Origin of the sequence: Vibrio sp. JC009 (genome assembly GCF_029016485.1) — a bacterium.
GTDB lineage: Bacteria > Pseudomonadota > Gammaproteobacteria > Enterobacterales > Vibrionaceae > Vibrio.
In genome coordinates this window covers 548,967-573,638 of the sequence record NZ_CP092106.1, presented here as the reverse complement: position 1 = coordinate 573,638, position 24,672 = coordinate 548,967, and the positions used below count along the sequence as shown (strand labels likewise).

Sequence of the window (24,672 nt, the reverse complement as noted above, 5' to 3'; positions counted from 1 at the left end):
AATCGCTTCTGCACATCCGGCAATGAGTTATTTTAATTCCTTAGGCAATCTTCCTGTGTATTTCAGCCTGGACGAAAAACATCCTATCTTTTCGCTGGCCTGTTCATCCCCTTTCACACAGGAAATCAAATAAATCTCATCATTTTCAATAAAATAGATCGCATTCTGATTATATTTTCTGCCTAGCTCCACAGACCGTTCCAGGTCAGTTTCAACTGCGAAGCTCTCTTCGATCCACTCTCTTTTTATATCACCAACTTCAAGTTTAGCGTAATTTTGTTTCAAAAATTCGTGCTCTAAGCGACGATTTGCATCCCGGTTATCTTTGTTTGACACTGGTTGACTAAATGGGTTCCATGCAGTGATAACCGCGAAATTTTTGTAACTTATCCTTTTGTTTATAAAGAAATAAACATCTTTATAAGCCTCTAATAACTCTCGCTCAAATCGCATAAACACCCCAAAAACCGGGTAATATTTCTATCAGCTCTGTATATATTTTGTCTATTGATATAAATCAAAAAAGTGAAAAAAATTAACATATCTTTATTGTTGCCAACAGGTTAAACCTCTAGAATCGACTGTTACACGGCAGAACTACAAAGAGATGCAAAGGATTTCGGTATCATCTCAACAACTGATAAGCTCATGAAAACAGAGATGTAAAAGGACTCGGATCTCACCTTAATTGAGAATTATCCATATTTTTTGTTGCGCAATATCGCAAACATAATGGTCATATGTTATTTTTTGCCTAGAATTCATTTAAATTTAAACAAAATATTTACAACTTAGGTACCGATGATGCAAACCCCGCAGATTCTTATCGTTGAAGATGAGCAAGTAACACGCAACACTCTTAAAAGCATTTTTGAAGCAGAGGGATACGCAGTATTTGAAGCCAGCGATGGCGAAGAGATGCATGACGTACTGTCTGATAATTCTATCAACCTGGTTATCATGGATATTAATCTGCCGGGTAAAAATGGCCTGCTACTTGCGCGCGAACTACGTGAGCAGGCAAGCGTTGCACTAATGTTCCTGACAGGCAGAGATAACGAAGTTGATAAGATTCTGGGCCTTGAAATTGGCGCAGACGACTACATCACTAAACCATTCAACCCACGTGAGCTGACTATCCGTGCCCGCAACCTGCTAAGCCGCTCTATGAGCAGCAGCGCAGTAACTGAAGAGAAGCGTACCGTAGACAAGTACGAGTTCAACGGCTGGGTTCTGGACATCAACAGCCGCTCTCTGGTTAGCCCTCTTGGAGACAGCTACAAGCTGCCTCGTTCAGAGTTCCGTGCTCTGCTTCACTTCTGTGAAAACCCGGGCAAAATCCAGACTCGTGCAGACCTTCTGAAGAAGATGACAGGCCGCGAGCTTAAGCCACATGACCGTACAGTAGACGTAACCATCCGCCGTATCCGTAAGCACTTTGAATCTGTGGGTGATACGCCTGAGATTATCGCTACGATTCACGGGGAAGGGTATCGTTTTTGTGGGGACCTGGAAGAGTAAAGGCCCTGGGTTATTGGGCCCTGGGCCCTGGGAAAGTAACCATTTTAAAGTTAGTACAAAAAACGCGAGTGTTGAGCACTCGCGTTTTTTGTTGGATGTTCGCTGAACTAAAAGCTAACAAAGTCCCAGGGCCCAGGGCCTAAAAACCCAGGGCCCCTAAAAACCTAAGCCCTATTATTCAACCACTCCCTCAACACCCCAATATCATGCTGATACTCATTCTTAATCTCCTCAACCCAGTCGTCGATGTTTTCCCACCAGGCGGTTAGTTGCGGAGACTGTGCCTTTTGTGCGACGCTCTGAATATGCTTCAGACCGATTGAACCGGCTGCACCTTTAATTTTATGAGCTTCAGATGTGATGCCGTCCTGATCCTTAGCAGTCATGTTTGAGTCCAGGATTTCAATATATTCCGGCATCATGGCCTCGAAGACGTCGATACTGTCGAATACCGGTTTTGTGCCCACTATTTCAATGTAAGACTCCAGCATTTCTATATCCAGCAGGGTTGCTACCAGATCCTGGCTGGACTTGCCTGTCTCAACTTCTTGCGGAGCGCTCTGTTTAATCTCAGAATCTTTCATAGTATACCTTTCTATTACTCTCTTAATCGCTTTCACAGACAAAGGCTTGCTCAGAGCATCATCCATGCCCTTATCGAGATAGTCCTTTTTATCTTTTATTACGTTTGCCGTCAGAGCAACAATCGGAGGCAGAACCTCGTAGTTGCTTCTCAGGTACATTGCTATATCAAATCCTGTCATATCAGGAAGCTGGATATCCAGCAGTACTAAATCATAGGCAGAAGGCTCAAACTTATCCAAAGCCTCCTCTCCGTCCATGGCAACAGTTACGCTGTGTCCCAGACTTTCCAGCAGGGATTTAGCCACTGTGACGTTCAGAGGGATATCTTCCACCATAAAGATATTCAAAGGAGCAGAAGAGTAGGTTTTCTCCGGCTCTTCCTGTGTAACTTCTGCAAGCGGAACCCGGAAGTTCACAGTAAACACACTGCCGAAACCCTCTTCACTGGATACGGTAATATCACCATCCATCATATTGATTAGCTGCTTGGATACTGCCAGTCCAATACCTGTACCCACTGCGTGCAGGTTATCTTTTCCGGATTTTACCTGATAGTACATGGCAAAAATGCTGTCCAACTCAGATTGCGGAATACCGATACCTGAATCTTCAATCTCAATGGTAATTTCTGCCACCTTCTCATCGCAGTCAGCACTGACGCTCATCACCACCCCGCCCTCACGGGTAAACTTCACTGCGTTACCAATGATATTCCACAGCACCTGCCGCAGGCGGGTAGCATCAACCTCTATCATTGAAGGTAAATCGGACAGTCTTTCTAAGTCGAACCTCAGCCCTTTCTGGTCAGCCATCAGTGCAGAAATGCTTTCCATCTCTGAAACAAAATCACCAAAATCGATGGCCTTTGGCAGCAGCTCCAGCTTACGGCGGTCAAACTTATCCATATCAATAATATCGTTAAAGATATTACCTAATGTAATGGCACTGATATTGATGGTCTGCATATGATGGCGCTGCTCACTATCCAGACTGGTATCAAGCAACATGCGGCTGAGGCCAACAATGCCATTAAGCGGGGTACGAAGCTCATGACTGACCGTTGAGATAAAGGTCGTCTTGTCCTGACTGGCTTTTTCCAGTGCATCCTGGTATTTCTTCCGCTCGGTAATATCACGGCCAAAACCGACCAGACCAAGGTGTCTGCCTTCCTGGCTGTAAAACGGCACTTTCCTCAGCTCAAAATAGACCTTTTTACCGTCCGGATACTCCATCCACTGTTCGTAGGTAACCGGCTCTTTATTTTTAAACACCCGCTGATCGGTCTCTACCACCTCACGGGCAACTTCTTTTCCATACACATCCCAGGGGGTTAAACCAATCAGCTCTTTTTCTTTCTTCCCGGTAAGTTCTTCTACTGCCCTGTTACAACCGGAAAAAGCGCCCTGCTCATTCCGGTAATAAATCAGATCGGGTGAAGCATCGATAAATGAACGCAGCAAAGCCGTTCTTTCTGCCAGTTCAACCTGAGTCATCTCACGCTGATAGACCTCGTTCTCCAGGTCCTTCATGGCCATTTCGCGTGCTTTCTCTGCTTTGCGGCGTTCTTCTATTTCCTGATTCAGTTTAATGATGTTTAGCTGAAGCTGGTTGTTCAGCTCCTGGTCGCGCGAGCGCATGTCTTTTAATTTGGATACCAGCTTAGCCAGACGTTGTCTTGACTCTTCCAACTGATCCACAACAACAGAAAGGAAATAAACCGCCCATGGAGTAATAATCAGGCCAAAGAAAACCGAGCGGATAATATCAATATTATCCACAGTTCCGCTAAGTCCCAGTGTAATACCAACCTGAACAAAAACAGCCAACGCAACAATAGCCAGCGCCAGCAGGATTGAAAATCTCAGGATACCTAGCTTAACCAGTAAATCTACATAGTATTGAGCTAAGTTTTTGATGGGTTTCATTTTATGCTCCATGCACAAGTCAGAGGTACATTCTAGCTTCTGCGGCGGAGATTGTAAGTGTAAAACTCACACTAGAGGGTATTTACCTGATGAGAAACGTCTTCCGGAGCATAAAAACAGGTACGGTTCCGGCCCTGTTTTTTCGCCTCATAAAGAGCTTCATCGGCCCAGCTAACTATCGAGTTCGGCGTTTCTCCGAACTGAGGTGTATGGGTTGCCACCCCGATACTCAGAGTCAGGCTTGAACTGATAACGGAAAACTCATGATGAATATCCAGCTCAGCTATCGCCTCATGGATAGACTCAGCAATCACCGCAGCCCCGTTCTCATCCGTTTCAGGAAGAATAAAGGCAAACTCTTCACCACCATACCTGGCAACGCAGTCTGTAGAGCGGGTTAGCACCTTGGTGAAAGTCTTTGCCACTTCAACTAACGCCTGGTCACCCTGCTGATGGCCGTAGTTATCGTTGTAGTGTTTAAAGAAGTCGATATCCACCAGAAGCACTGTCATGGCGGCTTTCTGCCTGATATGCAGGTTCCAGAAAGTCATCAGTTTTTCATCAAACTGACGTCGGTTGGCTATGGTTGTCAGGCTATCAAGGAAGCTGAGTTTTTCCAGCTCCTCATTCATATCTTCAAGTTTCCGCTCCGCCAGATATCTTTCCGTAACATCTCTGGCCATCACAAGAACACCGCTGGTTTCGGATGCCGTGTCTCTGTAAGGTGACTTCACGACATCCAGCCAGGTTTCACCCGTGTCATCAAACATGTGGTCAACATAGCGCAGTGTTTTGCCTTCATTTATTACCAGATCATCGGATCGGGAAAAGCGCTCATGAACCTCAGCCGGCAGAAGCTCTTCTACCCTGTGTCCGATCAGCTCGTGATAATCATCAATTCCCAGCGCTGTAGCAAAAGCCTGGTTACAGGCCTGATAAACCTTGTTCTCATCAAAAATACCAACGGCATCCGGAGATGAGTCCAGCAAAGACTGAAGGATAATATCCCTTTGAGCAAGTGCCGCTTCGGTGCCCTTACGCTTATCCATTTCGTTGCGAAGATCCTGCTGCATCTTGTACCAGTCAGTTACATCATGACTGATGCCCAACGTTCCCATTATCTCGCCACTTTCAGACAAAAGCATAGTTTGTGAGGTTTCAAGCAGGCAGCTTCTCCCTTCCGGATCCGTGGTCCAGCGCCTCTGGTTGCTCCGGCCCTGCATCCGGCCCTTAATACTGAGGTTGCCCTCTTCTCTTCTCTCTTTCCAGAAGTTATCAAAGGCTTTGTTGGTGCCGATAAGCAGATCGTCGTTATCTTTGATAAAGATAAGCTCAGACAGAGAGTCCATCGCCATTTTCGCCATCTTCAGAGAGGCCTGCTCTTTCACCGTCTCTTCCACGGTTTTTTCATAGGGAACCGCATAAAGCGTCCAGGCGCGCTGGCCTTTAAAGTTTCCCTTGCGGCCAGACAGATTAATATCAATGGCATGCAGGTCGGATACCGTCCAGCTAAACTGATGTTTATTAAAGCTGGAACCGCCAAACTGGCTGACAAGTGCAAAAATTGAATCAGAAGGTACGGTACTTGGGTAAACAAAGCGCTTCCCCACAACCCGGATACCCAGCAACTGCATAGCAGCGCGGTTCGAGGCCAGGAGCTGACCCGTCTGCTCACTCACAACCAGCATAGCGAGCGGAGAATCCTGAATAAGCTGAGACAGCTCATTCTGCTTGCGGGAGCGGATAAAAATGATGATACCAATACAGAAAGCGACCAGCAGGACATCATAACCTGCCAGGTAAAACCATTCTGATAACTGATAGTACAACTGTTCCATATCGGCTTAACTCATTATTTAACTGCGCTAAATATAACTAAGGCGTACAATCTATGCTCTTTTTCTTTTTAGTCAACTTTTGGTTTGGTATATGTGAAAGGCCGCCCTGTTAAAGAGCCCTGCGGACCCGAGTTATCCAGTGCCTTACCAATATCCGTCATAGCAAGCCAGCGATTCTCACACCACTCAGGAGCCAGAAGAGTCGGCTTTCTTGCTGATGCGGTTACCCGGTGGAAGACCACTTCCGGCGGCGTCATACGAATCATCTCAGTGGCAACGCTGACATATTCATCCAGTTCAGAGGCCGTCTGACGGCCCGCTTTCCAGGCTTTTGCCATGGTACTGCCCTCAACGATATGCAAAGGATGAAGCTTGATACCGTCGGTCCCTACTTCTATTACCTTTCTCATGGTTTCCAAATAGTCTTCGCGGGTCTCTTTCGGCAGACCCACAATAAGGTGAGTGCAGACTTTAATGCCCAAAGCCCTGGCTTTTTTTGTTGCCTCGGCATAGCACTCAAAGTCATGACCACGGTTAATCCGCTTCAGAGTTTCGTTGTTTGCCGTCTGCAGACCAAGCTCAAGCCAGATTTCATATCCCTGCTGAACATAGCCTGACAGCAAATCATAAACCGCATCCGGCACACAGTCCGGACGCGTGCCCACACACAGGCCGACAATATCGGCACTTTCCAGTGCCTGCTCGTACATGGACTTCAGCGTCTGAACTTCTGCATAGGTGCTGGTATAAGCCTGAAAATAGGCCAGGTACTTTTTCGCCCGGTTCACTTCTCCGGCACGGTCAGTTAGCTGCTCACGGATGCTTTTGATTTGTGACTGCTCATCAGAAAAAGAAGCGACATTACAGAAAGTACATCCGCCTCTACCCAGAGTTCCGTCCCGGTTAGGACAGCTGAAACCTCCGTGTAGTGTCAGCTTATGGACTTTCTCACCATAGCGTCTTTGTAAATCCTGTCCTAATGTATTAACTAGTTCGTGTAACTGCATGCTTTCGTGGTACCTGAGAAGATAGTAACTCTGCTGACAAGTGTGTCAGTCAAATCGGCCGTCTATTATAAGGCCTTAAGTAACTTTTATATAAATAAATAATAAAAATGCACTAAATCTGAAAGATTAAGCTGTGTTTAGGCTAATATATCTATTTGTTATTCATCAGCTTATTAAAAAAAATTTGCACAATGTCAACTTTTATTGGAATTAAGCTACGCAAAAATGTAGGATACCAGAACGTTCGCGAAAAGCCTCTGGTTGTAACCTGCAGGATTTTATTGGCGGAATAACTGTGAATATCCTCACCCACCTGTATAAACCACTGGATAGTGGATAAATAACAAAGGATATCACTAAGGAAATGTTTTCTTCACAAACTACTTCCTGTGAAGGACGGAACGGATTCGGGCTTGCGCTAGACTACAGGCAGGCTAGTTCTAACAAATATAAGGACAAGGCGGAGTTGCCTTCGGCAGATTGCGCCTTAAATTTAACTGGAAGGATGTATCTATGGTAGATAGAGAGCAGAAAGCACAAGGTCTGTATACTCCGGAACTGGAGCACGACGCTTGTGGTATCGGTTTTGTTGCTCACTTAAAAAACCGTAAATCTCATGAAGTCGTAACACAAGCACTGGATATGCTTGCACGTATGGAACACCGTGGCGGTCAGGGTTGTGACCCTAGCAGCGGTGATGGTGCAGGTATCCTTTTACAAAAACCTCATGAGTTTCTGTTAGAAGAGACGGTAAAGCTTGGTATTAAGCTACCTTCTTTTGAAAAGTATGGCGTTGGTGTTGTACTTTTCCCTAAAGACGAACACAAACGACAGCAGTGTCGTGACATTTTAGAACGTAACGCTCGCCGTCTGGATCTTGAAATCCTTGGCTACCGCGTACTGCCAACTGACAACTCAATGATTGGCGCTGACCCGCTAAGCACTGAGCCTCAGTTTGAGCACGTATTTGTTTCCGGTGGTCCGGGCACAACGCCGGAAGAGCTTGAGCGCAAACTTTACGTTCTGCGTAACTACACGGTTCGCGTTTGTCTGGAAAGTGTTTCCAACATCGGTGATGACTTCTATATCAACTCTATGTCTTACAAGACTATCGTATATAAAGGTCAGCTAACCACAGAACAGGTACCACAGTACTTCCTGGATCTGCAGAACCCGACAATGGTAACTGCACTTGCTCTGGTACACTCTCGCTTCTCAACCAATACATTCCCTAAGTGGCGTCTGGCACAGCCTTTCCGTTACATCGCGCACAACGGTGAAATCAACACAGTTCGCGGTAACCTGAACTGGATGAAGGCACGTGAAGCGATTCTTGAGTCAGAGCTATTTACTCAGACTGAAATCGACATGCTTCTGCCTATCTGTCAGGAAGGCAGCTCGGATTCATCTAACTTCGATATGGCACTTGAGCTCCTGGTTCTTTCCGGTCGCAGCCTGCCACACGCGCTGATGATGATGATTCCTGAAGCATGGCAGGAAAACAAAAACATGGATCCAACCCGTCGTGCGTTCTACCAGTACCACGCGAACGTAATGGAACCATGGGATGGCCCTGCATCAGTTTGTTTCACCGACGGTGTTCAGGTAGGTGCAACACTTGACCGTAACGGTCTTCGTCCTTCACGTTACACAGTGACTAAAGACGACTTCCTTGTTATGGCATCTGAAACCGGTGTTGTTGAAATCGAACCTGAAAATGTAGACTTCCATGGTCGTCTGCAGCCAGGCCGTATCTTTGTTGCTGACCTTGAGCAGGGCCGCATTATTTCTGATGAAGAAGTAAAAGACGGTATCGCATCAGCTCAGCCATACCAGCAGTGGGTTAAAGATAACCTGCTATGCCTGAAGCAGCTTCCTGAAGCGGACAACATGCACCATCAGCCTTCTGCTGAGCGTCTGCTACATACACAGCAGGCATTCGGTATTACTTCAGAAGAAGTGAACGAGATCATCGTTCCTATGGCTCGTGACGGTAAAGAACCTCTGGGTGCTATGGGTGCTGACTGGCCGCTTGCGGTTCTTTCTCACCAGTCTCAGCATCTTTCTAACTACTTTAAGCAGCTGTTTGCTCAGGTAACCAACCCGCCTATCGACCCGATTCGTGAGCGTATGGTTATGTCTCTGAACACTTACCTTGGTAAGGATCAGAACCTTCTTGCTGAGTCTCCGGAACACTGTCAGAAAGTTGAGCTTTCTTCTCCTGTGCTGTCTAACTCAGAGCTTGAAAAACTGCGTGCTATCGATAACGAGCACCTGCAGGCGAAATCTCTGGATATCACCTTCCGCGCAAGTGATGACGAAGGCAAGCTGCAACGCGCACTTAAGCGTGTTTGCCAGTACGCTGAAGATGCCGTAGTCGATGGCTACTCAATCATTCTTCTGACTGACCGTAACATCAACTCAAACCACGCTGCCATTCCGGCAATGCTGGCGGTTGGTGCGGTACATCACCACCTGATCCGTAAAGGTCTGCGTGCTAAGTGTGACATCGTCATTGAAACCGGTGACGCACGTGAAACGCACCACTTTGCCACTCTGGTTGGTTACGGTGCAAACGCAGTTAACCCATACCTGATCAAAGAGACCATTGTTGATCTTCAGAACAAGAAGAAACTGGATCCTGAAGCAACGCCAAGCGAGTTGTTCGACAACTACCGTAAAGGTATCAACGCCGGCCTGCTTAAGATCTTCTCTAAGATGGGTATCTCTACACTTCAGTCTTACCACGGCGCTCAGATCTTTGAAGCTCTGGGTATCAGCAAGTCTGTTGTGGACAAATACTTCACTGGTACGGTTTCCCGTATCCAGGGTATGACTATCGACGATATCGCAAAAGAAGTGCTTATCCGTCACCGTATCGGCTTCCCGTCTCGCGAGATCCCGGTTCAGATGCTGGATGTGGGCGGTATCTATCAGTGGAAACAGCGTGGTGAAAAACACCTGTTTAACCCTGAAACGATTTCTCTGCTACAGAAGTCTACCCGTAACAAAGACTATGAGCAGTTCAAGAAATATGCTGCTACTGTTGACAGTCAGGGCGATGATGCAGCAACACTGCGTAGCCAGCTTGACTTTATTAAGAATCCGTCAGGCTCAATCCCTCTGGAAGAAGTTGAACCGGCTGAAAACATCCTGAAGCGTTTTGCAACGGGTGCTATGAGTTACGGCTCAATCTCTCACGAGGCACACACAACGCTTGCTATCGCGATGAACCGCATCGGCGCGAAATCTAACTCAGGTGAAGGTGGTGAAAACCCGGCTCGCTTCGAGAAGAAAGAGAACGGTGACTGGGAACGCTCTGCTATCAAGCAGGTAGCATCGGGCCGTTTCGGTGTAACCTCTTATTACCTGACCAACTCTGATGAAGTTCAGATCAAGATGGCACAGGGCGCGAAGCCTGGTGAAGGTGGTCAGCTACCGGGACACAAGGTAGACGAAATCGTAGGTGCGACTCGTCACTCGACTCCTGGCGTAGGTCTGATTTCTCCACCGCCACACCACGATATCTACTCTATCGAGGATCTGGCTCAGCTAATCTACGACCTGAAGAACGCAAACCGCGCAGGCCGTGTAAACGTTAAGCTGGTATCAGAAGCGGGTGTTGGTACTATCGCATCAGGTGTTGCTAAAGCAAAAGCTGACGTTGTACTTATCGCAGGTTTCGACGGCGGTACAGGCGCATCACCAATTTCATCTATCCGCCACACCGGTCTTCCTTGGGAACTGGGTCTGGCTGAAACTCACCAGACACTTCTGAAAAACGGTCTGCGTAACCGTATCGTAGTTCAGACTGACGGTCAGATGAAGACACCTCGCGACCTTGCAGTTGCAACACTGCTTGGTGCTGAAGAGTGGGGTATTGCAACAGCGGCACTGGTTGTTGAAGGTTGTATCATGATGCGTAAGTGTCACAACAACACCTGTCCTGTTGGTATCGCAACACAGAACAAGACTCTGCGTGAGCGTTTCGACGGCCGCGTAGAAGACATCATCACCTTCTTCAACTACATGACTGAAGGTCTGCGTGAAATCATGGCTGAACTTGGTTTCCGTACTATCGATGAAATGGTGGGTCAGTCTCACAAACTGAAAGTTCGTGAAGATGTGAAACACTGGAAATACACAAACCTTGACCTGTCTCCGGTACTGTTTATCGAGCCAGCTCGTGAAGCGGATGGCGAATACCAGCAGATCCAGCAGAACCACATGCTTGAAGAAGTTGTGGACCGTAAGCTAATCAAGATGGCACAGCCTGCTCTTGAGAAAGGTGAAGAAGTTAACGGTGAATTGCCAATCATCAACACCGACCGTAGTACAGGTACTATGCTGTCGAATGAAATTTCGAAAGTATACAAAGACAAAGGTCTGCCTCAGCCAATGAACGTTAAGTTCACAGGTTCTGCCGGTCAGTCATTCGGTGCTTTCCTTGCTAAGGGCGTGAAGTTCGAAGTTGAAGGTAATGCGAACGACTACTGGGGTAAAGGCCTGTCAGGCGGTACGCTTGTACTTTACCCTGACTCTTCATCAACAATTGTTCCGGAAGATAACATCGTTGTTGGTAACGTATGTTTCTACGGTGCAACCTCTGGTGAGTCCTACATCCGTGGTCTTGCCGGTGAGCGTTTCTGTGTACGTAACTCAGGTGCGAAGGTTGTTGTAGAAGGTGTGGGTGACCACGGTTGTGAATACATGACTGGTGGTGTAGCTGTAATCCTTGGCTCAACCGGCCGTAACTTCGCTGCAGGTATGAGTGGTGGTGTGGCATACGTTTGGGATAAAGCGGGTGACTTCGAAGCCACTAAGCTTAACCCTGAACTTGTTGACCTGGATCCACTGGAGCAGGAAGACCAAGATCTGCTACGCGATATGCTGACTAAGCACGTCGAACTCACCGGAAGTACAGTTGCAAAAGCGTTCCTGGACGACTTTGAAGCTAACCTTGCTCAAATGGTTAAGGTAATGCCGCGTGATTACAAAGCGGTTCTTCAGAAGCGTAAAGCGGAAGCTGCGAACAAGGAAGAAGTGGAGACAGTATAATGGGTAAGCCTACTGGATTTTTGGAGCACGGTCGTGAACTGCCTAAGAAGATCGACCCGAGTGTTCGTATTCAAAACAACAAAGAGTTCGTACTAAACGAGGAGTTTGGCGAAAAGATCAATACTCAGGCTTCTCGCTGTATGGACTGTGGTGTGCCGTTCTGTCATAACGGCTGCCCAATCGGTAACATCATCCCTGAATTCAACGATGCGGTGTATCGTGACAGCTGGGAAGAAGCATGGAATATCCTGAGCAGCACAAACAACTTCCCGGAATTTACCGGTCGTGTCTGCCCGGCGCCATGTGAGAGCGCTTGTGTCCTGGGCATTAACCAGGACCCAATCACTATCTGTAATATCGAAAAAACTATCGTGGAAACAGCGTACCGTGAAGGGTACGCTAAACCTAAAAAACCGCGTAGCCGCACAGGTAAAACTGTCGCTATTATCGGCTCAGGCCCTGCTGGCCTGGCCGCTGCTGAGCAGCTAAACAGCGCAGGTCACTGCGTCACTGTTTACGAGCGTGATGAAAAGGTTGGTGGTCTGCTGCGTTTCGGTATCCCTGACTTTAAGCTGGGCATGGATGTGATTGACCGTAAAGTTAATCTTATGGAAGAAGCGGGTATCGTATTTGAAACCAATGCTCATATCGGTGTTGATATCAATGCACAACAGCTGCGTCAGGAGTTCGATGCCGTTCTTCTGACTGGTGGTTCAACCGTGCCACGCGATCTTCCTGTAGAAGGCCGTCAGTTCAAGGGCGTTCATTTCGCAATGGAATTCCTTGCTCAGAACAACCGCCGTGCCAACAACATGGACCTTAAAACTGAAGAGATCCACGCTAAGGGCAAGAAAGTGGTTGTTATCGGTGGTGGTGATACAGGCTCTGACTGTGTTGGTACTTCTAACCGTCACGGTGCTGAGAGCATCACTCAGGTGGAAATCATGCCGATGCCACCAGAGAAGCGTACTGAAAACATGCCATGGCCTGAGTATCCAATGATTCTTCGCACCTCCACTTCTCACGAAGAGGGTTGTGAGCGTCACTGGAACATTCTGACCAAAGAGTTTGTCGGTGATGAAAACGGCAACCTGACAGGTGTTCGTGTTGCAGACATCGAGTGGGAAGATGCCGCTCCTGGTGTTCGTCCAAACTTCTGTGAAATTCAGGGCAGCGAGCGTGTTATCCCTTGTGATATGGCGTTCCTTGCAATGGGCTTCCTGCATCCGGAACCAACCGGCGTTCTTGCTCAGCTTGATATCAAGCTGGATGAGCGCGGTAACGTGGCAACTGAAGGCTTTGCTACAAACCAGAAGGGTGTTTTCGCTGCAGGCGATATGCGCACAGGTCAGTCTCTTGTTGTTCGCTGTATCAACGAAGGCCGTGAATGTGCCCGCGCAGTGGACGAGTTCCTGATGGGTAACACAAATCTGGAAGCAAAAGCAGATTCAGCAATGTTATCAAACTCATAACTGATGCTTTGCTTCAGAGACAAATAAAGTTTCCTTCCAAACTTTATTTTTGGCCAGCCCCCAGAGGCTGGCCTTTTTTGTGCCCTGCCAGGTAGCTGGCCGCTGGCCGCCAAAAGCCTGCTCCTATGTATTTTCATATTTCACTAGTGAGCCTGCATACTTCGTTGTGCTACAATTTGCCGATTACAACCTAAAACTGAAGAGTAACACTATGAAAATCGGCATTATTGGTGCAATGGAACAAGAGGTCGCTATCCTTAAAGCGGCTATCTCTGACTGCGAAGAATTAACTAAAGGCGGCTGCACTTTTTATCAGGGCCAGCTTAACGGTGTCGACGTCGTGCTTCTTCAGTCCGGTATCGGTAAAGTAGCTGCGGCGGTTGGTACGACTATTCTTCTGGATCAGTATGCACCGGATGTGATCATCAACACTGGCTCAGCAGGTGGTTTTGACCCTTCTCTGAATCTTGGTGATGTGGTTATTTCCACTGAAGTTCGCCATCACGACGCTGATGTAACTGCATTTGGTTACGAGATTGGTCAGATGGCAAGCCAGCCGGCTGCGTTTCTTGCGGATGAAAAGCTGATGGATATCGCGGAAAAAGCACTGGAGCAGATGGAAGACAAGCATGCGGTTCGCGGTCTGATTTGTACCGGCGACACCTTTGTCTGCACAGAAGAGAAACAGAAATTTATCCGTGAAAACTTCCCGTCGGTTATTGCAGTAGAGATGGAAGCATCTGCTATCGCACAAACCTGTCACCAGTTTAAGGTACCTTTTGTTGTGGTACGTGCAATCTCTGATGTGGCAGACAAAGAGTCACCAATGAGCTTTGAAGAGTTCCTGCCGCTGGCAGCGAAGAGCTCTTCAGAAATGGTTATCAAGATGGTAGACCTTCTGAAGTAAGAGTAACAATGCAGCAAGTGTTCGAACAGTTATACAGCAATGGTGCCCTGCTGGTCTTGTGGGGCGCGCTACTGTTTCACCTGATCCTGCCCATTCCTGTATCGGGGCACCCTGCCACTCTGTGGCGGGCCTTTGCAAGGATTCTTGCAGAGAAGGTGAACACCAATCAGAGTTACTCCCAAAGCATTATCTCCGGAACACTTGCCTGGCTGTTAATGACCCTGCCTGCGCTTGCTGTGCTTTTAGCCTTAAAGCCACTGGTCTGGCAGCCACAGTTTTACGAACTGGCTCTGCTTCTGCTGGCTCTGGACTGGCGAAACTATGAAAAGCTGGCAAACGGTCTGGCCGGTGCTCTGGCAAAGGAAGATAAAAAGCTGGCCAGAAGCCTGCTTGAACCGCTTCTTAACCGAGAAACCTCAACCCTGTCACCTCTGGGACTTGGCAAGGCCGGTGTTGAAACCATCATTATTGGTTACGGCAGAAACGTTATCTCAGTCCTTTTCTGGTATGCACTGACCGGAGGAATCGGCGCCTTTACTTACCGTCTGATCCAGGAGCTTGCTCGCGCCTGGTCTCCGAGCCGGAACGAGTTTTTGCCATTTGGCATTCCCGCAATCCGGATGCTGGCAATGCTCGATTTTATCCCGCTACGACTGTTCAGTATTTTTATTGCAACAGGTAAGAGCGCTTCCCGCGTATTCAGCCAAATGATTGAACAGGGTAAAACCTGGCCTACCCCTGGCCCCGCATGGCTACTGGCCTCAGTAGGCAGCAAACTGGAGCTCTCGTTGGGTGGTCCGGCAATCTACTCTGGCAAGAAAACCATCCGCCCTAAAATAGGTGGCCGGATTGCTCCGGCTGCTATTCACTTTTCTCAGGTTCAGCGACTGCTTGCCTGGCGGATCTGCGTATGGCTGGTTTTGCAGAGCATGGTTATGTTTGCCGTTAATCAGGGTGTCTGATTAAGCAATGAAACCACTTTTGATCTCAGCCTGCCTTTTACTGGTAAGTGACTACTCACTTGCCATAGAGCGTGTTATTTCTCTGGCTCCCTCTTCCACTGAAATCGCCTATGCTGCGGGCCTGGGCGGTAAGATGATTGCAGCCAGTGTCCACAGTGACTACCCTGAAGAGGCAAAGCGGCTGGAACATGTGGCGGCATACAGCAGCATCAATATAGAGCGCATTATCGCCCTGAACCCGGATCTGATTGTTGCCTGGAAGTCCGGCGGCTCAGGTAACGCCCTGAGTCAGCTAAAAGATCTGGGATATAAGATATTTTATACCGATACAGACTCGCTTTCAGATATCGCAACCCGTATCGAAGAGCTGAGTGAATTTAGTGATGCACCTGAAAAGGGAAAAAACAGGGCGAAACAGTTCCGGGACGAATTGGGCAAGCTAAGAAAGCAGTATCAGGGAAGTAAAAAAGTCTCCTTCTTTTATCAGATAAGCGGACGCCCAATCTATACTCTGGCTCAGTCAGCATGGCCTGGCGAGGTATTTGAGCTTTGCGGCGGAGTCAATGTGTTTAAAGACACTCCGGCCCCCTATCCGCAGGTCAGCTTTGAAGAGGTACTTGTACGCGCTCCGGAAGTGATATTCACCTCCGCCCACGCAACCCAGAACACAGAGCAATGGATGGCATGGGAAGATCAGATACCGGCTGTAGCCAATCAAGCTATCTGGTCACTGAACGCAGACTGGATAAACCGCCCAACCCCCCGCTCGCTTAACGCGGTACGGGAAGTCTGCAACTATCTTGATCGTGCTAGAGAATAATACTTTGCATTTTTCTAAAGTGGCGTAGAATTTAGCCTCTTTGAACTCAGACTGTTACAACTATGGATTCATCACTACTCTATTTCATCGATATGTTTGGCACTGCGATCTTTGCAATATCCGGAGTGCTTCTGGCCGGGCGCCTTAAGATGGATCCCTTTGGTGTGATGGTTCTGGCCAGTGTAACGGCCATTGGTGGCGGCTCGATCCGCGATATGGCACTGGGCGCAACCCCGGTATTCTGGATAACAGACTCCACCTATATCTGGATTATTCTGATCACCTGCCTGCTGACTATGATGCTGGTACGCAGACCAAAGCGCCTGCCCTGGTACGTCTTACCTGTATGCGATGCCATCGGACTGGCTGCCTTTGTCGGCATAGGCGTTGAAAAAGCACTCTCCTATCAGGGCTCCTATCTGATAGCGGTTATTATGGGTGTGATTACCGGATGCGGCGGCGGTATTATCCGTGACGTTCTGGCCAGAGAAATTCCCATGGTACTAAGAAGTGAAGTCTATGCCACCGCCTGTATTATGGGGGGTATTTTCCATGTATCAGCGCTTCATCTGGGGTGTGAGAATAATACGGCATTTTTAGCCGGAGCTGTGTCCACCCTGATTATTCGCCTGGGGGCGATTAAATGGCACCTTTCGTTGCCTACATTTGCGATAAACAGGTGACAGGCGGCAGAAAAATGAACACTCTTCCGTTCTGTAGCCGTAAAAGCTATTTGATGTATTTATCTATATCATCTTCGTCAAGATGACGGATATCCCGCCCCTTGACGAAGTAAATAATGTATTCGCAGATATTCTGACAGCGATCCCCTACCCGCTCAATATCACGTGCTGACCACATCACCTGCAGAATATTCGGGATATCTTTCGGATTTTCCATCATCAGCTTGGTCAACTGACGGGTAACGGCTTCGTATTCCGCATCCAGCTTGTTGTCCAGCTTATAAACCTCAGCAGCCGAATCCAGATCCATCCGGGCAAAGGCATCTAAAACCTGATGCAGCATATCGATAGCACTTCGGCATAGTGGCTCAAGGGAGACATGAAATTTGGTATTTTTTGAGGATGGCTTCTTAATCGCAATACGGGCAATCCGGATTGCAACATCACCGATACGTTCAAGGTCTGTGATGGTTTTTACAATCGCCATGATCAGACGAAGATCTATCGCAGTAGGCTGCCTTTTGGCGATGATCCGGGTACAGGCCTCATCGATAGAGACTTCCATTGCATTGACCTTATGGTCATCACGCACTACCTTTTTCGCCAGCTCAATATCGTCTTTATTCAGAGCCTGCATGGCAAATGAGAGCTGCTGCTCAACCAGACCGCCCATGGTTAATACATGAGTTCTGATGGACTCCAGCTCAACATTAAACTGCCCGGATATGTGGCGACCAAAATGCATGGATATACCTTAAGTTATTTATTTACAATCTGATTATTAACCATAACGGCCTGTAATATAATCTTCAGTCTGTTTTTTTCTTGGCGAGGTAAAAATTGAATCTGTGTCACTATATTCAATCAGTTCACCAAGGTGAATAAAGGCGGTATGGTCACTAACCCTTGCTGCCTGCTGCATGTTGTGAGTGACAATCACCACCGTATACTGGGTTTTCAGGTCGTACACCAGCTCTTCAATGGTCAGTGTCGATATCGGATCCAGTGCCGATGTTGGCTCATCCAGAAGCAGCACCTCAGGTTCAATGGCAATGGCTCTTGCAATAACCAGGCGCTGCTGCTGACCCCCGGAAAGCCCAAAGGCATTCTCATGCAGGCGGTTTTTCACCTCATCCCAGAGCGCGGCCGCTCTTAAGGATCTTTCAGCGGCATCATCCAGGGTTCTGGCATTCTTAACACCCTGCAGCCTTAAGCCGTAAACCACATTTTCATAGATGGATTTAGGGAACGGATTCGGCCTCTGAAATACCATTCCCACTCTTCGGCGCAGTGTTGCCACATCCACCTGAGGATCATAGACATTTTTCCCGTGCAGGTGGACTTTGCCGTCCACCCGGCACCCGTCAATAAGATCATTCATCCGGTTAATGCAGCGTAGCAGCGTTGATTTACCACAACCTGAAGGGCCGATAAACGCCGTTACTTTTCCCTTTGGAATGCGCATTGAAATGTCTTTCAGTGCCTGACTGCCATTTTTATAGAACAGGTTCAGCCCTTCGATGGAGATAGCGGTATCTTCATCAGAAAGATTATTTACATCCAGTGGGGGCGTATAGCCCAGAGCTGTATCTATAGAAAACATGCTTAATCTTGTCCCAGAGTACGGAATTTCTCCCGCAGGTTATTTCTGATATTAATCGCCGTTAAGTTTAGCCCGACAATAACGGTCACCAGCAAAAATGAAGTGGCGTACACCAGAGGTCTTGCTGCTTCAATATTCGGTGACTGAAAACCTAAATCGTAAATATGATACCCCATGTGCATAAACTTTCTTTCCAGATGCACATAGGGGAATGTGGTATCTACCGGCAGTGTTGGTGCCAGTTTAACCACCCCCACCAGCATCAGCGGCGCTACCTCACCTGCTGCACGGGCTACAGCCAGGATCAGTCCGGTAATAATAGCCGGACTTGCCATAGGCAGAACAATACGCCAGATAGTCTCAAACTGGGTTGCTCCGAGCGCCAGTGAACCGTGTCTTACCGAATTCGGTATCCGGCTCAAACCCTCCTCCGTGGCAACGATTACCACCGGAAGAGTCAGCAGGGCCAGTGTCAATGCTGACCAGAGCACGCCCGGAGTTCCGAATGTTGGCGTAGGCAGCTTGTCTGCATAAAGCAGATCATCAAGCGAGCCGCCGATAGTATAAACAAAGAATCCCAGGCCAAAGACACCATAGACAATGGAAGGCACACCCGCCAGGTTCATGACAGCGATGCGAATCAGACGGGTCAGCGGGCCTTCCTTTGCGTATTCATGAAGATAAATGGCAGCCATTACCCCAAGCGGCATAACAATTACCGACATCAGAAGCACCAGAAACACGGTACCGAATATGGCAGGAAAGATCCCGCCTTCGGAGTTGGCTTCCCTTGGCTGCTCAAGCAGAAACTGCTTAACCTGAATCAGCCAGTGCTGCACCTTTTCCAGGTAACTCATATTATTCGGATACCAGGCATTGAGTATACTTCCCAGCGATACCTCTGTCTGAGCGCCTGTCATGTCCTGCACCACCAGTTTTTCCTGGTCGAGACGCTTCTGAAGCAATACCAGCTTCAGCTCAGCCTCAGAAAGCCGGGCACTCAGCTCGTTTTTTCTCTTGTTATAATCGGTTAAATAGGCCTCGGTTAAGCTGTTATTCAGTTCAGCTTTTCTTCTCTCCAGCTTAAGCTGGCTCAGCTCCCAGCCAACGGGTTTTATCTCGTTTTCAGAGATTCTCACAATCTCTTCTCTGGAGGCGGCGGCAGACTCTATTCCCTCTTCCAGAAGTCCTTTTACATCTTCAGTCTGCGTTATATTTTTAGCGATATAAGCCACAGGTGTGCCAAAGAAACTGCCGTGTCTGGCTCTTTCCAGTACCACAATATTTTCAGGGGCTCCGGTTAGCTTCAGGTCACTGGAAAGCACAGAGATAAAATCAAGCGGATAGAGCTCTCGATTGGCCACTTTGATATTCAGCCTTTCCACGCTGCCACTTTGGTAAACCTCCTCAGGAAGGCGCTGCTTAGCATGGATAACATGCTCAACGGGAACCGAGTCTTTCTGGTATACCTGTCCAATAATCCTGTTGCCGCTGGCATCTTCCCACTGATATACGGGCATAGGCCAGAAATAGGTCAGCCCTTTCCATCCAATGAGCAATAGCAGGCCAAGAACAGCGATCAGACTAATGCTGACTGCTCCTCCCGATAACCATATCCATGGTTTTCCTGATTTAACCCACTGAATCATTTCTATTTCAAACCCTACAATTACATTGAGCTGTACTTCACTCTCAGCCTGTGACGAACCATCTCAGCCAGAGAGTTAACAGCAAAAGTGAACACAAACAGAATCAGAGCAGACAGAAACAGCAAGCGGTAGTGCGTACTGCCCACTTCCGATTCCGGCATTTCCACGGCGATGGTTGCCGACAGTGTGCGCATCCCTTCAAGAACATTCCAGTCAAGCACCGGAGTGTTACCTGTGGCCATTAAAACAATCATGGTTTCACCCACTGCGCGTCCTAAACCAATCATAACCGCTGAAAATATGCCCGGACTCGCCGTCAGCAGAACCACACGGGTCAGAGTCTGCCAGTGCGTTGCCCCTAACGCCAGAGACCCGTCAGACAGATGCTTGGGAACCGAAAATACCGCATCTTCCGCTATGGTAAATATGCTGGGAATCACCGCAAACCCCATGGCAATACCGATAACCAGAGCATTTCGCTGGTCAAAATCAATACCATACTGAGCCAGATAAACCCGGATATCGCCGCTAAATAACAGCATTTCCAGATCATCACTGAAGTTTAATACAGTCACGATAACAATAAGGGTCACAGGGATCAGAATCAGTGCATGCCAGCCATTTGGCAGCTTATCCATCACATGTCGTGGTATCAGTGTCCACAGAGCCCCCACCAGCAATATAAAAAGCGGCAGCATAACAAAGAGTATAAACACAGCCGGAAGGTGCCTCTCCACAATCGGAGCCAGCCACATCCCCGCCAGAAAACCGATAATAACCGTAGGCAGGGCTTCCATCAGTTCGATACTTGGCTTCACTACCCGGCGCATTGCTGGTGTCATAAAGTAAGCAGTATATATCGCGCCCAGTACAGCAATCGGTGTCGAGATCAGCATACAGAAGAGAGCGGCTTTGAGAGTACCAAAGGTGATAGGAACAAAACTGAACTTAGCTTCATACTCATCACTGGCTGCCGTAGACTGCCAGACATATTCCGGCTCAGGGTAATTCTCATACCAGACTTTACGCCATAATGACTTGAACGAGATCTCCGGATGCGGGTTGTCTACAGAAAACAGAGTCACTCTGTTATCGCTCAGCGTTGCCAGAAATTTTTCGTTTACCGATAAAGCGGCAAGATCAGGCGTTTTATCCAGTAACTTATCGGAAAACACCCGGCTTTCACTGGTTGTGTAATGCCCTTCTATCACGCCTGACTGATGAAAACTCAGGAAACCTTTTTTCTGAGAGTTAGGCAGCAGATTCGCCAGTTGCTTATCCGTATCCAGGCTTCTGATGAAAGTCAGATACCTCTGGCCCTCATTCAGCACATCAAACCACTGTGACACCGTATTGTCCGCGTGCGAAACCAGCAAAGACTGGGCACCGGCCAGTAGCTTAATATTTAAAACCGCCTTTTCTGCTTCTCCCTTAGAAAGATCAATGATATCTCTGACCATAAAGCCCAGGCGTTTTCTTACCGCCACAATAAGCTCATTCTCAGACAAAGCGAACAGCTGCTTACCATCAGGAGAAAGAATAATTTTGCTTACGGCCTGTGGCAACTGAGGAACAATCAGGGCTCTGCTGACGACTTGTTCTTTGTTATCAAGCTGAGCCTTTACCTCTTTTGCAACGGTTGCACCGCTTTCTGTTATGCCGGCAAAAATGCCCAGCTCATCATTTACCGCCAGCGCCAGATGCTTCAGAGCCTGTTGCCCCTGGTCCAACACAATCTCTCTGCCATCCAGAAACGACTCCAGATCCGGTGTCAGCACCTTTCCGCTGTTGGTAAAAGAGACATTAAACTTCGGCCGGACAGCAACCACTGCCCCCTGCGAACTGCCGTAACCATACCAGCCCATTGCACTGCTGGCAGGAGAGAATGCGCTGGGGCTGTCTATCACCTGAGATGAAAGAAGAGAAGTGAGTCTCTTTGGCTTATCTGCCTTGTCTGCATCCAAGCTGATATAGGAAAGAGAGCCAAGGTTATCGAACAGAAATAGATTCTCACCATAATTGTCCACTCCCATGGCAACAATCCCGGAATCTTGCTGATAAGAGTAATCAGCAACTTTTTCCAGCGAAGCCCCTGAAAAAACAGGAAGAACAATAGAAATCAGATAGAAGAAGATAAGTACAAGCGCAAGCAGAACCGTCACACCCCCGGATGTCACCAAGGTGCGAGCCACGCGATCTTTGATATATCGTGTTCTGTCCCGTTCTTTTAAAGAAAATTCCGCCTGTGGCATGCTGGTTATGTCTACCCGACCATTAAACCTTCAAATACTATTACGAATAGATGACACTTATATTACACAGGATAGAACTTTTCTTAAAAATTCGCCCCTTCACATACTGTAACTTACTGAAAGTTACGCTAAGATTTATCTGTGACATATAGATGTAATAATTAAAGTTTAAGTTTCACTATCTACCCCTCTATCAGTATTTTTTGGAACTCTGTTCCCGGGCAAGTTAACAACATCGGAAGGTATCATGAGCGCAGAAACGCTGTATATTGAAAAAGAGCTGAGCTGGCTTTCATTTAACGAACGCGTTCTACAGGAAGCGGCAGACAAAACCGTGCCACTTATCGAAAGAGTGCGCTTTTTAGGTATTTTTGCTAACAACTTAGACGAGTTCTATAAAGTTCGTTTTGCCGACGTTAAACGTCGAATTCTGATTGCTCAGGAAAGTGGCCGTAAGGACAATGCTAAAGAACTTCTGGCGAAGATGCAAAAAAAGGCCGCCGAGCTGGATGAAAGGTTCAATGAGCTATACAACGAACTTCTGATGGAGATGGCAAGAAGGCGAATCTTCCTTGTTAACGAAACACAGCTTAGCGAGCATCAGCTGAAGTGGGTAAAAAAATACTTCCGTAAGGAAGTGCTTCCTCACATCACCCCCCTTCTGATGACTGAAGATATCGACGTTCTTCAGTTCCTGAAAGATGAATATGCTTACCTTGGAGTTGGCATCAGAAAAGATGACTCAGATCCGCAGTATGCTCTTTTAGAGATCCCGACTGATCAGCTTCCGCGTTTTGTGATGGTTCCTGAAGAGAAAGGAAAGCGCCGTAAAACCATTATTCTGCTGGATAACATTATCCGTTCTTGTCTGGATGATATTTTCCGTGGCTTCTTTGAATATGATGCACTTGACTGCTACGCATTTAAAATGACCCGTGACGCTGAATATGATCTGGGCTACGAAGTGGAACACAGTCTTCTGGAGCAGATGTCAGAAGGTGTGGCTCAGCGTCTGTCAGCCATGCCGGTCCGGTTCGTTTATGAAAAAGATATGCCACAGGATATGCTTTCTTTCCTGTGTGACACGCTGAAAATCTCAAACTACGACAGCTTGCTTCCGGGCGGACGCTACCACAACTTTAACGATTTTATCGGCTTCCCCAATGTTGGCCGTGAATATTTGGAAAACAAACCGCTTCCTCCGCTTCCGAGCGCGGATTTTGAGAACCACAACAACGCCTTTGACGCTATCCGCGAAAAGGACATTCTGCTTTATTACCCATACCATACCTTTGATCACATCACAGAGCTGGTACGTCAGGCTTCGTTCGATCCAAAAGTACTCAGCATCAAGATAAACATCTATCGTGTTGCGAAAAACTCGAAGCTAATGAACTCGCTGATTGATGCTGTTCATAGTGGCAAAGAAGTCACGGTTATTGTTGAGCTTCAGGCGCGGTTTGATGAAGAAGCCAATATCGAATGGTCTAAGGTACTGACTGAGGCGGGTGTTCATGTACTATTCGGTGCTCCGGGCCTTAAAATTCACTCTAAGCTGCTGCTGATTTCCCGTCGTGAAAACGATGAAATCGTTCGCTACGCACACGTGGGTACAGGTAACTTCCATGAGAAAACCGCGCGTATCTACACTGACTTCTCTCTTCTGACTGCGAAAAAAGAGATCACTGATGAAGTGCGTAATGTATTCGGCTATATCGAGAATCCATACCGTCCGGTTCGTTTTGATCAGCTGATTGTTTCGCCGCGTAACTCAAGAAAGCAGCTTTACCGTCTGATAGACACTGAAATCGCCAACGCGAAGGAAGGCAAGAAAGCAGGCATCACTTTAAAAGTGAACAACCTGGTAGATAAAGGCCTGGTGAACAAACTTTACGGCGCAAGCGCTGCCGGAGTTAAGATCAAGATGATCATCCGTGGTATGTGCTCTCTGGTTCCCGGCGTTAAAAACGTAAGTGAGAACATCGAGATTATCAGTATCGTTGACCGCTTCCTTGAGCACCCTCGGGTCATCATCACTGAAAACGGCGGTGATCCTGCGGTTTATATCTCCTCTGCTGACTGGATGACACGAAATATTGATAACCGTATCGAAGTAGCCGTTCCGATTAAGGATGAAAGGCTTAAGAAACGTATTATGGATATAATCGATATCCACTTTACGGATACCGTTAAAGCCCGCCTTATTGATGCAGAGATGAGCAATAAGTACGTGCCAAGGGGTAACCGTAAGAAGATCCGCTCTCAGATTGCCATTTACGACTACATCAAACAGGTAGAGAAGCAGATCAGAAAAGAGAACGAAAAACGGTTAAGCGAAGAAAATAAATAAAAGCTGAACTTCGAAGCTTAAGAACACTCCCCCCGGGGAG

16 protein-coding genes are annotated in these 24,672 nt (G+C 47.6%); 8 read left to right on the top strand and 8 right to left on the bottom strand.

Annotated elements, in window-relative coordinates; all coding sequences use genetic code 11:
• Positions 1-27 precede the first annotated feature (27 nt).
• A complete protein-coding gene (locus tag L3Q72_RS02725; RefSeq protein WP_275131147.1) occupies positions 28-453 on the bottom strand; it encodes a DUF3293 domain-containing protein in 426 nt (141 codons plus the stop codon).
• 351 nt (positions 454-804) lie between these two features.
• Between L3Q72_RS02725 and arcA the strand changes: the two genes are divergently transcribed.
• A complete protein-coding gene (gene arcA, locus L3Q72_RS02720; protein ID WP_275131146.1) occupies positions 805-1,521 on the top strand; it encodes a two-component system response regulator ArcA in 717 nt (238 codons plus the stop codon).
• 164 nt (positions 1,522-1,685) lie between these two features.
• On the opposite strand, the gene arcB is transcribed toward arcA, so the two are convergent.
• From arcB to L3Q72_RS02705, 3 genes are all read right to left on the bottom strand, one after another.
• On the bottom strand, positions 1,686-4,031 hold the full coding sequence (gene arcB, locus L3Q72_RS02715) for an aerobic respiration two-component sensor histidine kinase ArcB (RefSeq protein ID WP_275131145.1): 2,346 nt from the start codon (positions 4,029-4,031) through the stop codon (positions 1,686-1,688).
• Between the two features lie 71 nt (positions 4,032-4,102).
• On the bottom strand, positions 4,103-5,869 hold the full coding sequence (locus L3Q72_RS02710; RefSeq protein WP_275131144.1) for a diguanylate cyclase: 1,767 nt from the start codon (positions 5,867-5,869) through the stop codon (positions 4,103-4,105).
• Between the two features lie 68 nt (positions 5,870-5,937).
• Positions 5,938-6,876: a TIGR01212 family radical SAM protein gene (locus L3Q72_RS02705; RefSeq protein ID WP_275131143.1), complete on the bottom strand. Its 939-nt coding sequence runs from the start codon at positions 6,874-6,876 to the stop codon at positions 5,938-5,940.
• A 513-nt stretch (positions 6,877-7,389) separates the two neighbouring features.
• Between L3Q72_RS02705 and gltB the strand changes: the two genes are divergently transcribed.
• The 6 genes from gltB (at position 7,390) to L3Q72_RS02675 (ending at position 16,778) form a co-directional block, all read left to right on the top strand.
• Positions 7,390-11,934 (top strand): glutamate synthase large subunit, encoded by a 4,545-nt coding sequence (gltB, locus tag L3Q72_RS02700; protein WP_275131142.1) that lies wholly within the window; start codon positions 7,390-7,392, stop codon positions 11,932-11,934.
• Positions 11,934-13,406: a glutamate synthase subunit beta gene (locus L3Q72_RS02695; protein ID WP_275131141.1), complete on the top strand. Its 1,473-nt coding sequence runs from the start codon at positions 11,934-11,936 to the stop codon at positions 13,404-13,406. The genes gltB and L3Q72_RS02695 overlap by 1 nt, the downstream gene beginning before the upstream one ends.
• Before the next feature lie 211 nt (positions 13,407-13,617).
• Entirely contained in the window at positions 13,618-14,313 is a 696-nt protein-coding gene (mtnN, locus tag L3Q72_RS02690; RefSeq protein ID WP_275131140.1) for a 5'-methylthioadenosine/S-adenosylhomocysteine nucleosidase, read from the top strand.
• Between the two features lie 8 nt (positions 14,314-14,321).
• Complete coding sequence (locus tag L3Q72_RS02685) at positions 14,322-15,275, top strand: cobalamin biosynthesis family protein (RefSeq protein WP_275131139.1); 954 nt, start codon at positions 14,322-14,324, stop codon at positions 15,273-15,275.
• Positions 15,276-15,282: 7 nt separating this feature from the next.
• The gene (gene btuF / locus L3Q72_RS02680; RefSeq protein WP_275131138.1) at positions 15,283-16,095 is read left to right on the top strand and encodes a vitamin B12 ABC transporter substrate-binding protein BtuF; all 813 of its coding nucleotides are present in this window, start codon (positions 15,283-15,285) and stop codon (positions 16,093-16,095) included.
• A 62-nt stretch (positions 16,096-16,157) separates the two neighbouring features.
• Positions 16,158-16,778, top strand: coding sequence for a TRIC cation channel family protein (locus L3Q72_RS02675; RefSeq protein ID WP_275131137.1), 621 nt, complete (start codon positions 16,158-16,160; stop codon positions 16,776-16,778).
• Positions 16,779-16,824: 46 nt separating this feature from the next.
• On the opposite strand, the gene phoU is transcribed toward L3Q72_RS02675, so the two are convergent.
• Genes phoU through L3Q72_RS02655 form a run of 4 tightly spaced genes read right to left on the bottom strand, consistent with a single transcriptional unit; the run spans position 16,825 to position 22,282 of the window.
• A complete protein-coding gene (phoU, locus tag L3Q72_RS02670; protein ID WP_275131136.1) occupies positions 16,825-17,523 on the bottom strand; it encodes a phosphate signaling complex protein PhoU in 699 nt (232 codons plus the stop codon).
• A gap of 36 nt (positions 17,524-17,559) precedes the next feature.
• The gene (pstB, locus tag L3Q72_RS02665; RefSeq protein ID WP_275131135.1) at positions 17,560-18,381 is read right to left on the bottom strand and encodes a phosphate ABC transporter ATP-binding protein PstB; all 822 of its coding nucleotides are present in this window, start codon (positions 18,379-18,381) and stop codon (positions 17,560-17,562) included.
• 2 nt (positions 18,382-18,383) lie between these two features.
• Complete coding sequence (gene pstA, locus L3Q72_RS02660; protein WP_275131134.1) at positions 18,384-20,030, bottom strand: phosphate ABC transporter permease PstA; 1,647 nt, start codon at positions 20,028-20,030, stop codon at positions 18,384-18,386.
• Between the two features lie 20 nt (positions 20,031-20,050).
• The gene (locus L3Q72_RS02655) at positions 20,051-22,282 is read right to left on the bottom strand and encodes an ABC transporter permease subunit (RefSeq protein WP_275131133.1); all 2,232 of its coding nucleotides are present in this window, start codon (positions 22,280-22,282) and stop codon (positions 20,051-20,053) included.
• A gap of 247 nt (positions 22,283-22,529) precedes the next feature.
• Between L3Q72_RS02655 and ppk1 the strand changes: the two genes are divergently transcribed.
• Positions 22,530-24,632: a polyphosphate kinase 1 gene (gene ppk1 / locus L3Q72_RS02650; RefSeq protein WP_275131132.1), complete on the top strand. Its 2,103-nt coding sequence runs from the start codon at positions 22,530-22,532 to the stop codon at positions 24,630-24,632.
• Positions 24,633-24,672 lie beyond the last annotated feature (40 nt).